Raw genomic sequence first — 12,384 nt, 5'->3', positions numbered from 1 at the left:
GCGGTTTTTCGTATGCAATTGCAAAAACTTTCTAAGGTGCTGTATCTATTTCTATCGGTTGGTAATGTTTCGATTCTAAGTGCAACCATTCTGGGATAACGGTACCCATTGAGATTGATGACCAAGTGCCGGAGAAAATACCAATAAACATTGCCGTAGCGAAGCCTTGCAATGCATCACCGCCCAATAACCAAAGTGCAGCAACGGTAATCAGAGTAGTACCAGAAGTCACCATTGTTCTCGCAAACGTCGCTATAACTGCTTGGTCACTTACATCAGCAGTTTGCTCATTTGGACGCAACTTCAGGATTTCACGAATACGGTCGGCAATAATAATCGAGTCATTGAGCGAGTAGCCCAAGATGGCTAAGATCGCAGCGAAAACCGTGAGGTTAAACTCCATCTGAGTCAACGCAAAAAAGCCCAACACTAAAATGACATCATGCAGAAGTGCCGCTAATGCGCCACTAGCCAAACGCCATTCGAATCGGAAGCTCAAGTAGCCTAAGATACAAAGCAAACAAACTAACAGCGCCAAACCGCCTTGGTCATAAAGGTCTTGACCAACCTGAGCACCAACAATACTGTCACTGACAATGGTAGAACCTGGATATGCCTTTAGCAGCGTTTCTTTGAACTCATTGTGTTTCGCTGCACCTTGGTCTGCAGCATAACGAATAGTCCAGCGCCCTTCTTCTCCTGATTGGGTAACTGTAATGCCATCGCCTAAAACGGGTTCTAGTGTCTGTTTCAGTTCATTTTGGCTGGTATTTGATGCCAGTTGCACCTCTGATACAACACCACCGGTGAAATCCAAACCGAAGTTCAATCCTTTCATTCCAACGGCGATAATCGAAATCACGACCAAGGCAATGGAAAGCACGTTAGTAAAATATCGAATGGAACGAATATTAGTTTTAAAGAAGTTTTTCATGATTAAACCCTCACCTCACGACGAGTGTCTCGTCCCCACTTCAAATTAATAATTGCACGCGATGCGAAAATGCCCGTGAACATGCTTGTTAGCAGACCAAGGCCTAGCGTTAATGCGAACCCTTGAATCGGACCATTACCAATGGCATATAGAATAACCGCAGTAATCATGGTGGTGATATTTGCATCCATAATGGTTGCCACTGCAGAGTTGAAACCCTGGTCTATTGCTTGAGCAAAGCTACGCCCTTCCGCCAATTTATCTCTGATACGTTCAAAAATAAGTACATTGGTATCTACCGCCATACCGACTGTAAGTACTAAACCAGCAATACCCGGAAGCGTTAAGATGGCACCCGGCACCAGTGCTATTAGACCTAACAAACAGCTCATATTTAGCACCAACGCCACATTAGCTACCCAACCTAATCGACGATACCAAAGCGCCATAAAGGTCAGAGTTAGTCCCATGCCTAATGCTAAAGCTGCAAAGCCATTTTGGATATTTTCCGCACCGAGAGATGCGCCAATAGTACGCTCTTCAACAATGGTCACAGGCGCTGTCAGAGAGCCGGCACGAAGTAGCAGAGCTAGTTGCTGAGCTTCTTCCAAGTTACCCGAACCTGTAATACGGAACTGACTACCCAATTGGGATTGAATGGTTGCCACACTGATGACTTTTTCATTGCGCTGAGTTTCACCTCGTGCATCCACACCGTACTCGCGATAGACCGTCGCCATTGGCTTACCGATGTGCGTTGCAGAGAAATCGCTCATCATTTTGCCACCAGCATGGTCGAGGGAGATATCAACCTCAGGGCGATGCATTTGGTCAAAACCTACGCGAGCATTAACAATGTGCTCACCCGTCAATACTGGCTTCTTCACCAAAGTAACCGGTTTGCCTTGTTCGTCTTTCACTTTAAGCGTAGACACCGGGTTTGATGACGTGCTGACTTCATGGAAAGCCAAACTCGCAGTAGCACCAATCACGCGTTTTGCCAATGATGGGTCTTGAACACCTGGAAGTTCGATACGAATACCTGATTCGCCTTGACGCTGAACCATTGCTTCCGTGATACCTAATTCTTCAATACGCTGGCGCATGATTTTTAGGTTTTGCTGCATGGTTAGATTTTGGAAATCTGCATAGTTCTGAGCTTTCATCTTAATAGATAGCTCATCCCCTTCTCCCTTCGCTTGCCATTCTGGGTAGTTAGCATTCACAAATTTACGAACAGCAATCTCACCTTCGCTGTCTTTTGAAGTAACACGAATACCCGTATCAGTGTCAGGGCGTACTTGTACACCGAAGATACGTTCTTTACGCAAGTCTTGCTTAATCTCATCGACCACTGCATCACGCTGCTCAGAAACCGCCTGGTCTACGTCAACGTTCAATAAGAATTGAACGCCACCTCGTAAGTCCAAACCAAGTTTAATTGGGGTAAAGCCCATCGTTTGGAGCCATTCGGGTGCGACTGATGTGTAAGAGTAGGACATGCTGTCATCCTTACCCACCCACTCCCCAAGGGCATTTCGAGCCTTGGTTTGCTCCGCTTCATTGTCAAATACAAGTTGAGCGACATTGCTTTCCATGCTGACCGACTCTGGTTTGATACCGTCATCATGAAGTAAGGAATTGATTTTGAATACCGAGTTTAAATGCTCGTTGTGCTCGCTCACTTTCAGCTCAATAGCAGGCTTCTCGCCGTACCAAGACGGTAAAGCACTTAGAGTCAAGACCACACAGGTCACAACAAGAACGATATATTTCCAAGTAGAGTATTTGTTTAATACTGCTCTCGGTTGAGGCTTTTTACGCATAGTTTTCCCTCAGCGTTATGCTGAACTTTTAATACAGATAAAGATAAGCACACCTACTATTCTCCATGTATTACATTGGAGTAGAGGTGGATAGATTTACGGTTGAAAACGAACTATGCGTATTGGGTATTCAGGAAAACGTAGAGCGTGTTGCCATCTTTCCAACCACTGATACGGTGGCTGTTTTGGACATAATTAAGGAAGAAAGGGGTTATCAGCGCTTCATTAACGGCAGCACTGCGCAACTCTTGTTGGCCAGTACAACTATAATCGAACACCACACTATAAGTAGGCGTTTCTAATTCATGGTTCTCATTGTTGTTACCAGTCCAACGCCAGACGGTGAGTATCGCCTTAGCATCGTGGTCGCCAAATGACTTTGATTTCGGCTTTTGAGGAGTTGGGGTTTGTCTGGTTGTCTGGCCAAGTCTGGTTGAAACACCAAGTGAAGCTTGATCTTCCCATAGAGAAATACCAGAAGATGAGTTCTGTGGATTTGCCGATTCAGACGCAGCAACACCTAGCGGAGCGAAAAACGCAACAACCAGAGAAACGATAAACTGCAAATAGAACTTAGACAAAAAACTAGCCTCATGACACCAAGATCTGCATTATCTGCCTATGTTGCCTCAAAGACAAATAAAAAATACTAAATCGAATATTAGAATCCGTTTACTTCATGTTGAGGTAATAAATGTCGCAAACTATAGTCAAAGAGTAACGATAGAAAGGAATGACAATGGAACTGTCACAAAATGAAAAATTGACCTTAGTAAAGTACGCATTAAACGTACTCGATGGATGGGGTGCATCTAATTTACAGACAGAAGCCATTTTAGAAATTTCGCCTGAGCAGCATGCTCGCTTAAAAGTTACGCCTGCCACTGTCCCTATTGGTCCTTCAACACTTGAGCGAGTTCACTTAGTGGTTGAAATTGATGGCCTACTGCGTAACGCGTTCGAAAGCTCTCATTTCATCAACAACTTCATTAATGTCAGAAACAATGCCAAAAACTTAAACGGTTACGCGCCCATAGAGCATATCGAGAGAGGCGACCTCACCGCTCTTAAGCGCCTCAAACAATATGCTAAAGAGATGGCCCGTAATGCAGAACGGGAACAGGACGACTATTAAACTATTGGTGGTAATATTCTTATCGCAGCAGATTAAAATAACTCTCCTGTCGCGACATTCAAATAAACTTTATTCTCCGATTCAATCCCACCACAGTAGGTAAAATAAACACTGTCTTGATGATTGATCGATTTTACCCAACCACTTAGTTCTTCAAAATCAGACAATCGACATCGCTTTTGCTTCACCAGTTTAGTGGAAGCATCAAAGAATTTTTCTTGATAGAGCATAAAGTCGTCACTGCCTTCGATGTAGTCCGTTAAGACATTTAACCAACGCTCGCCACTCAGGTTAACCTCTTTAGTCACTAGGTGCTTTGTATTTACCCACTGAGATATTTCTTCTGCCCCTTCTTCGAGTTGATAAATAGGCGCGATGCGTATCCACTCACCCTCTCTCTCAAGAACTTTCAACTTTTCACCATAGTACGCCACACCATCAGGTGCAGAGGCGAGATCGGGTTGAGTAAGGACGTTCTCGAATGATCTCGCCACAAAATAATATTCTGGTAAAGGAGGCGGACTGGGTTGTTCAACAACAATGTCAGAAGGCGAATCATCGCTTGTATTCTGTATATCAGGATGTGTTCGAGGCACAATCGCTTCTGTCTCATCTTGATTGAGATAGCCCAGATAATAAGCAATACCAAGACCAGCTAATACTAGCGTTACGACCGCTAATACAATAACCACTACCTTTTTCACAACTGACCCATTTTATCTAATGCTTGTTATTCGTTATCGGCAACAAGGGCGAATAATTAACTCAGGATTCTAGCAGATAATCACACTTCGCTAAATTCGCGCTTTAAATCATCCAGCAATACATATAAATACATTCATTAAGTTAATGAATGTGCTAGTATTTCTGCAATGTTTACTTCGTCTGTATTTACTGCAACAGAACGACTATATTTCAATCAATAGAGCACCGAGCGCTGGTTTGCGCTCCCCATTACTTAATGTAATGTAGAGCAACTAAGCTGGTCGATTAGGGTATACCTAAGTCAGTGATTAAACTCGATTTCAAGATCAAATCGACTAGTATAGGTTTAGCACTATTGTGTAAGGGTTAGTTATTAATGCGCTTAAAGTTGTTATTAGGACTACTGATTTCTCAGTTTGTATTTGGCATTACTATCGTCAGTGCCAATACTAACGCAGGGAACAGTATAGAGGATGGTAAAACATTCACTATAGGGGTACTCAGTAGCAAAGCCCGAAAGCATATTGGTTTCTCTGCGCCACTTGCCAGGTACCTGGCTGACAACCTCCGTCAATATGGGTATACGAAAGCCGAAGTAAAGGTAACCAAATCGGCATTAGAGCTCGGACAATGGTTGGATTCTGGAGAAATAGATCTAGTATCTGAAACTCTGTTTGCTGCACTCGCTTTACAAAGCGAACATAATGGTGAAATTATTCTTCGACGTTGGAAAAAAGGTGAATTTGAATACCACACCGTGTTTTTTGCCCGCAAAGACAGCGATATCAATTCATTGTCCGATCTAACCGGGAAAACTATTGCTTTAGAGGACCAAAGCTCGACCTCCGGGTTTTACTTACCGATGAAAACACTAAGTGAACATCACCTAGCCCCTACACGTTTCGCGAGCTCCTTTACTCCAGTTCTAAAAGATAAAGTTGGTGTCGTACTGACAGGGGACGTTCTTCGTAAAGCAGATGAAATCTCGTTATCAACCTGGGTCTATCGTTCTCAAGTAGATGCGGCCGCTTTCTCTAATGCTAATTGGGACGATTTGGGAGATATGCCTCAACATATAAAGTCGACCATGAAAATTTTCTATCGTACAGAAAGTGTTCCTCGTAGTGTCATGGTTATCAGAAACGACCTACCAACAGAGGTAAAACAGACCGTTAAAGATACATTGCTCAACGCAGACTCGGATCCGATGGGCGCTGCTGCACTTGCACAGTTTCAGAAAACGGCAAAGTTTGATGAGATACCTGCATCCCAGCTCACATTATTTCCACAATACAACGCCGCTCGTCTTCAAGTCGAAGAAGCATGGTTCAACTGATTTAGGGTAATTGAATGAAGTTGAGACTACGACTACAAGGACAATACATGCTAGTGACATTTGCACTAGCCGTTGTCATGACGTTGACCAGCGCAGGTATTCATATATGGCTTTCCTCCGCGCAATCGAGCCGACTGCTAAACGAGTTAACCGTTCAAAATAGCAAGACCTTTCGAGCCGAGTTGAGTAAACGCGCTGATCAAATGTCAAGCTATCTGTCAGATGCGATGTTTGATCCTCTTTATATGTATAACCAGGAAGAGGCCAGCTACCTCATTAAGCCAATCACCCAACTAGGTGAAGTTAAACGTCTGGTCATCTTCGATAAACAGGGGCGAATATTTCATGATGGGGATGAATCACTGGAAAATATCGGTAAGCCTTTCCCTTACCCCAACCAGATTAGCAGCGTACTACGTTATGGCAGCTCAATTCAGTCCTTCGGACCTGATAGCCTAACTGTTTTCCGTCCAATCGCAGCAGCGGACCAAGTAATTGGCGGTGTTTTTATCGAGCTATCACTCGATAAGGTTCAAAAGGACATTGATTCAGTAACAACTCTAATAAAGGCCATCGATCGACGCTCTAAAGAAGAACTGTACATCGGCGTGGCACTAGCCGCCGTATTACTACTGACTATCTCGGCTATCATCGCAACCATTATTTCTCGCCGTTGGAGTAAACCTCTCATTAAGCTTACCGAGCAAACTGACGCCATAGGTCGAGGGGATTTTACTCGCGCGGAGAACATCACTGCGGTTGATAGACAGGATGAGATTGGGGATTTGAGTATTGCCGTACGTTCAATGGCAACCAAACTCGAGCAGCGCACGCAAAAGATCACTCACCTAGCCTATCACGATGCGTTAACAGAACTGCCTAACCGCACACGCTTTATACAGCATCTGCAGAGCACAATTAAGTCTTATCCAGCGACTTCATTTTCGGTGCTGTTTCTCGATTTAGATGAATTCAAGGTAGTCAATGACAATTACGGTCATGATAGTGGTGACTTTTTACTGATAAGGCTGGCTGAAAAACTCAGTTTATGTGCCCGTGACATTACCAATGACCATCCACTGACCATGATTTCTCGTATCGGTGGTGATGAGTTTTTAATGCTTATTCCGCACTTAAAAACAACAGAGGATGTAGACGCCGTAATCAAAAAGATCTTTGTCGCGGTGCGCTCCCCTATTTTGATGGAAAATGAAGAGCTCGTTGTTGGAGGCAGTATAGGTGTCGCCAGATATCCGTATAACGGTAAAACCTCTGAAGATTTAATCAAAAACGCAGACATTGCCATGTATCGAGCCAAAGCTGATGGCAAGAACACTCATAAGGTCTTTACCCCTAAGATGTTCAAGTCTGTCGTACATCGTGCCAATATTGAACGAGAATTACGACGTTCACTGTCTGATTTGCAACAATTCGAACTTTGGTTCCAGCCATTGGTTTGCATAAAGACTGGACGGATACTTGGTGCTGAGTCTCTAGTTCGTTGGAGACATCCAACCTTAGGTATCGTTCCTCCTGTTGACTTCATCTCTATTGCAGAAGAAACAGCGATGATATTGCCATTAGGGCAATGGTTAATTGAAAGACTTTGTATTCAGCTACAACAATGGGCGCCTTACTTCGCACCTGATTTCCATGCGTCTATCAATATCTCGTCGAAGCAACTTTACAGACAGAATTTGGTGGAAATGTTTGCGTTTTATATGGAGAAGTATCAAGTTCCAGCCAAAGCAATTCGAATCGAAATTACAGAGAGCTTATTACTTCAGGACGAAGATGAGGCAGAACGTACGCTAAAAGCGATCCGTGAGAGTGGCATTGAAGTATGGTTAGATGACTTTGGTACTGGCTACTCGTCTTTAAGTTACCTGCGTAAGTTTACCGTAGACGGAATTAAGATTGACCGTTCCTTTGTTAGAGACATTATCACTGACCCTAAGGATCAACAATTGGTACAGGCCATGGTCGCTATGGCCAAAAACCTCGACTTACTTGTTGTTGCCGAAGGAATTGAGAAAATCGAACAGGCCGAAAAACTGTCGCAGTACGGCTGCCAGATTGGACAAGGGTATTACTACGATAAGCCAATGCCTGTGGATGACTTTGTGAAAAGGCTCATCAATGCCAGCGAGTCTAACGTGGTTGAATTCAAAATCTAAAAAAGCCGCTCCAATGGAGCGGCAATACTCAACGACATGTTTTGTTATAGTTATGAGGAAACAAACTCTCTTCAAAATCTTGCAATGCCAATATCGTTTTCTTGAGATTAAGGCTATTTATTCAGTCTTAGGTCCACTTCTACCGCTAACGCCACTGACGCTCCCACCATAGGGTTGTTACCCATCCCGATGAAACCCATCATAGCCACGTGAGCTGGCACTGAAGAACTGCCTGCAAATTGGGCATCAGCATGCATTCGGCCCATTGTGTCTGTCATACCATAGCTCGCAGGGCCCGCCGCAACATTGTCTGGATGTAGAGTACGACCAGTACCACCACCAGAAGCCACAGAGAAGTACGCTTTACCTTGGTTAAGTCTTTCTGATTTGTAAATACCCGCTACCGGATGTTGGAAACGCGTTGGGTTTGTCGAGTTACCTGTGATACTTACATCAACTTGAGCGGCATGCATGATGGCCACACCTTCACGGACATCATCCGCACCAAAGCACAAGATTTCTCCGCGCTCGCCTTTACTAAAGCGTTTACGGCTAACTTCATTGAGTTCGCCAGTTGCGTAATCATACTGAGTACGGACGTAAGTAAAACCGTTGATGCGTGAGATGAGATAAGCGGCATCTTTGCCTAGGCCGTTAAGGATAACTCTTAATGGAGATTTTCTAGATTTGTTTGCGTTCAGAGCAATTTTAATCGCCCCTTCTGCTGCTGCAAATGACTCATGACCAGCAAGGAATGCAAAGCATTGTGTTTCTTCATTAAGCAATCGAGCTGCTAACGCACCATGCCCTAAACCTACTTCTCGCTGCGCTGCTACACTGCCTGGTTTACAGAATGCTTGCAAACCCTCACCAATAGTTGAAGCCGCTTCCGCCGCTGTCGCTGCTTTACGATGAAGAGCTAAAGCAGTACCTAAAGTATAAGCATCACATGCATTATCAAAGGCGATTGGTTGCGTGTCTAAAACCAATTGTTTTGGGTCAATACCCATTTCAAGACAGTAGTTGTAAGCCTCTTCAATTGAGAGGAAGTTCATTTCATTAAGTAGTGCTTGTTTAGTAATAGTCATAATAAATTCCTCAACTTAGTCTTGACGTGGATTAACAGTTTTAACAGCTTCATCAAAGCGGCCATAAGTGCCTTTCGCGCTAGCTAGTGCTTCGTCAGCGGCCACACCACTATTGATTTGAGCCATCATTTTGCCAAGGTTAAGGTATTCATAACCGATGATTTCACCGTCTTCATCAAGCGCTAATTGGGTAACATAGCCTTCAGCTACTTCCATATAGCGAGGACCCTTGATTCGGGTTGAGTAACTCGTTCCTACTTGACTGCGTTGAGTTTTCCCTAGGTCTTCTAATGCAGCGCCAACTTCAAGACCACCTTCGGAAAAAGCGGATTGAGTTCGACCATAAGCGAATTGAAGAAAAATCTCGCGCATTGCGACGTTAATTGCATCGCAAACCAAGTCAGTATTCATCGCTTCTAGAATGGTTTTTCCGGTAAGAATTTCGGATGCCATCGCCGCGGAATGAGTCATGCCTGAGCAACCAATTGTTTCAATAAGCACTTCTTCTACGATGCCATCTTTAACGTTAAGCGTTAACTTCGCCGCACCTTGTTGAGGAGCACAAGCACCAACGCCATGACTCAGGCCAGAGATTGCGATAACGTCTTTGGGATTGATCCAGCGGCCTTCGACAGGAATTGGCGCGGATGCATGAAGGTCGCCCCTTTGAATTGGGCACATAGATTGAATTTCGTGAGCGTATTGCATGTCGTTTTCCTCGATAAAGGAAAACAGGTGTAGAACGGAACTAATGATCTAACTACAGTTCGTCGATCCCAAAATAGGATCGTCCCAACAGATACACCTGTTTTCAGAAACTGTAGGAGTCATCAGCCGATTTGGCGGTTAAGTAGGTGGAACCCCATCACCTTGGTTGCAATTTTAGATCTAAATCACATTTTTGTGCAAGACCTCTGTCTAGAACCATTATTCATAAAAATATTTAGTTTTATATTCATAACGCAATAAGCATAATGATATCAACTATTACAAAGTCGATACATAATCGGCTCTAATATCAAGGTATAGTCGTGTCATTTTGGCGTTAATTATCTTGAAAAACACCGTTTATTTAGCCTGTTAGGCATTGCTGTCTCAAAGCAGTCTCTCTAGAATTTTGAGCTTTAATTAACCACCTTTATTAACAGAATGATCGTAATGCGATATCCCTTCGCAGTGTCAACGGAGAAAAGTAGTGTCAACATCGTATTCAAGTGAGCAAAACAACAGTTGGAAGTTCGTTTTGTTGCTTGCCATCATCGCAGTGGTATTTAGTGGGTTATTCGACCACGACGTCTGGACGCCCGACGAACCTCGTGTGGCTGCCATTATTCATAGCATGTACATCACAGGTGACTTCATCATCCCTCAGTTTGCTGGCATTTCATTTGTAGAAAAGCCGCCTGTGTTCTTTATCATCTCAACCGTATTAATGCACGCAACGGGACTGGACGCCATCATGGCTGGGCGACTTGCTCTTTCCTTGTTGTGTCTGGGATCACTTGCCGCTACATATCGAATCGCTTACCTATTTAAAGGAGAGAATTTCGCATGGATGGCACTGGCTGTACTTGGGACACTTGAAGGTTTTATCCTCAACTTTCATTGGTTGCGAGTTGATGCTGCATTAATGTTTACTACAATCGCTGCAACTTGGGCCTTTAGTGAAGCCTACCTACGCCAAAAGTTAGGCTATTTAATTGTGGCAGGTGCATTTACTGGGCTGGCCTTCTTAAGTAAAGGGCCAGTCGCCATCGTGCTTTGTATAGGTCTAGCATGGGTACCGTTAGTATTACGAGCTTTAACCCTAAGAAAACAGTTTCCCGAACAAGCGACCTCAACCAGCCAGTTTGTACTGATGCATGTGATTGGTATCAGTGTGATGTGTTTAGTCGCCGCGAGTTGGATTTATCCTTTCTACAAGACGGCTTCTCCAGAGCTTTGGAAAGCATGGTTTTGGGATAATCAGGTAGGCCGACTGACAGGCTCTGCAACAAATACTCTCGGCCACAATAACGCGGGAAAACCTTTCTATTATGTCAAGGGTATACTGGAATACAGTGCGCCATGGACACCACTATTATTACTGTGGCTAGGCAACTTTATCTATAAGCTACGCCAACCAAAACAGCTCTCTTGGACGGATGGCTTCTTCGCTTTTTGGTTCGCTATCGCTATCTTTGTCCTGTCTTACTCAGTGACAAAGCGTTCTATGTACTTAGCGCCGCTAATGCCGCTGTTTGCTCTTATTATTGCAGATGCGTTAACAAGCTTCTCTGGCAAATGGTTTAACTGGTACCGCAAAGGCTGGCTTGCGCTAATGTCATTAGTACTGATTGCATTTGCTGTTGTGCCTTTATGGTCAGGATTTTTGCCAACGAGAAAAATTCCACCAGCACTAATGGAATGGTTGAGTACGTGGCACTTGGTAGCATTGTTACCTATCGCGGCTATCGTTTTGATGGTGCTCGTAGAACGTAAGCCATGGCCGCAATGGAGCAAGATGGCAATCATCACTGCCCTATTCTTCTCAAGTGCCTTTAACTACTTGTTCCCAGCGATTGATATTGCAAAAGACATGAAGCCGGACTTAAAAGCTTTTGTTGAGCAAGTGCCAGTAGAAAAAAGAGACCGTATTGCAAGCGTGCGTTTCTCAGAAACTATGACGTCGATATTCTTCCTCTACCATGACTGGGCAGTTCCACAAGTCAGTGTTGAGCGTGCACAGGCCATTTTAGATGGAGTGGACCCTGACTACGATTACCTGTTACTCGATAGAAGTAACTCAACAACTGACATAATCAAGTTCACGCCATTCCGTGAGGATACACAATACAAGATCCTCGCAAAAGGAACGCCTCGAAGTGACAAAGAAAAGGATGCGGTTTTTTGGCTTTCTGGACAATAACCGAAACTAAATTGTCATAAAACATTTCAGCCCTCTAGAAATAGAGGGCTTTTTCTATCTAAGACTTGTTGCACAGATCACAATAACGTCAACCTACATCGCTGATTCTACGCAGTCGTTAATATTTAGTTGCAAACCACCCTCACGCATCTAACTGAAAATAAAGTTATTATCTTAGTGAGCTAAGGCAACAATATTCCTTCCTAATGACCTCTTTGGTTCTATATAGTCTTTGCATTTGATTGGAGTTATTGAAGCCTTTATCATTTTTCAAA

The 12,384-nt window shown here is 43.8% G+C and carries 10 protein-coding genes and 1 riboswitch; of the genes, 4 read left to right on the top strand and 6 right to left on the bottom strand.

The annotated features are described in order from the left end of the window. Nucleotides 1-31: 31 nt before the first annotated feature. The 3 genes from secF to OH456_RS03340 form a co-directional block, all read right to left on the bottom strand. On the bottom strand, nucleotides 32-934 hold the full coding sequence (gene secF, locus OH456_RS03350; RefSeq protein WP_270032793.1) for a protein translocase subunit SecF: 903 nt from the start codon (nucleotides 932-934) through the stop codon (nucleotides 32-34). Between the two features lie 2 nt (nucleotides 935-936). Beyond that, nucleotides 937-2,760, bottom strand: coding sequence for a protein translocase subunit SecD (gene secD, locus OH456_RS03345; protein WP_088878764.1), 1,824 nt, complete (start codon nucleotides 2,758-2,760; stop codon nucleotides 937-939). A gap of 113 nt (nucleotides 2,761-2,873) precedes the next feature. Next, nucleotides 2,874-3,341, bottom strand: a complete 468-nt coding sequence (locus OH456_RS03340; protein WP_270032792.1) for a hypothetical protein — start codon at nucleotides 3,339-3,341, stop codon at nucleotides 2,874-2,876. A 158-nt stretch (nucleotides 3,342-3,499) separates the two neighbouring features. On the opposite strand from OH456_RS03340, the gene OH456_RS03335 reads away from it, so the two are divergent. After that, a complete protein-coding gene (locus OH456_RS03335; RefSeq protein ID WP_006069390.1) occupies nucleotides 3,500-3,895 on the top strand; it encodes a hypothetical protein in 396 nt (131 codons plus the stop codon). Nucleotides 3,896-3,927: 32 nt separating this feature from the next. Here the strand turns inward: OH456_RS03335 and OH456_RS03330 are convergent, their stop codons facing one another. Next, entirely contained in the window at nucleotides 3,928-4,599 is a 672-nt protein-coding gene (locus OH456_RS03330) for an SH3 domain-containing protein (RefSeq protein WP_270032791.1), read from the bottom strand. 377 nt (nucleotides 4,600-4,976) lie between these two features. Here OH456_RS03330 and OH456_RS03325 point away from each other — a divergent pair, with 377 nt between their 5' ends. Next, the gene (locus tag OH456_RS03325; protein WP_270032790.1) at nucleotides 4,977-5,936 is read left to right on the top strand and encodes a phosphate/phosphite/phosphonate ABC transporter substrate-binding protein; all 960 of its coding nucleotides are present in this window, start codon (nucleotides 4,977-4,979) and stop codon (nucleotides 5,934-5,936) included. Between the two features lie 14 nt (nucleotides 5,937-5,950). Continuing rightward, the gene (locus tag OH456_RS03320) at nucleotides 5,951-8,113 is read left to right on the top strand and encodes an EAL domain-containing protein (protein WP_081411515.1); all 2,163 of its coding nucleotides are present in this window, start codon (nucleotides 5,951-5,953) and stop codon (nucleotides 8,111-8,113) included. A 113-nt stretch (nucleotides 8,114-8,226) separates the two neighbouring features. Here the strand turns inward: OH456_RS03320 and OH456_RS03315 are convergent, their stop codons facing one another. After that, the gene (locus OH456_RS03315) at nucleotides 8,227-9,201 is read right to left on the bottom strand and encodes a GGGtGRT protein (RefSeq protein ID WP_006069386.1); all 975 of its coding nucleotides are present in this window, start codon (nucleotides 9,199-9,201) and stop codon (nucleotides 8,227-8,229) included. A 15-nt stretch (nucleotides 9,202-9,216) separates the two neighbouring features. Next, entirely contained in the window at nucleotides 9,217-9,909 is a 693-nt protein-coding gene (locus OH456_RS03310; protein WP_006069385.1) for an iron-sulfur cluster assembly scaffold protein, read from the bottom strand. A gap of 106 nt (nucleotides 9,910-10,015) precedes the next feature. Further along, nucleotides 10,016-10,080, bottom strand: a riboswitch (Fluoride riboswitch). A gap of 316 nt (nucleotides 10,081-10,396) precedes the next feature. Here OH456_RS03310 and OH456_RS03305 point away from each other — a divergent pair. Next, nucleotides 10,397-12,109 carry an ArnT family glycosyltransferase gene (locus OH456_RS03305; RefSeq protein WP_124941323.1) on the top strand — a complete coding sequence of 571 codons (1,713 nt, stop codon included), beginning with the start codon at nucleotides 10,397-10,399 and terminating at the stop codon, nucleotides 12,107-12,109. The last annotated feature ends 275 nt before the right edge of the window (nucleotides 12,110-12,384 follow it).

Source organism: Vibrio sp. La 4.2.2, assembly GCF_027586995.1.
GTDB classification, from domain to species: Bacteria; Pseudomonadota; Gammaproteobacteria; order Enterobacterales; family Vibrionaceae; genus Vibrio; species Vibrio mediterranei.
The sequence above is the reverse complement of the archived record's forward strand: the minus strand, read 5'-3'. Positions and strand labels throughout refer to the sequence as shown.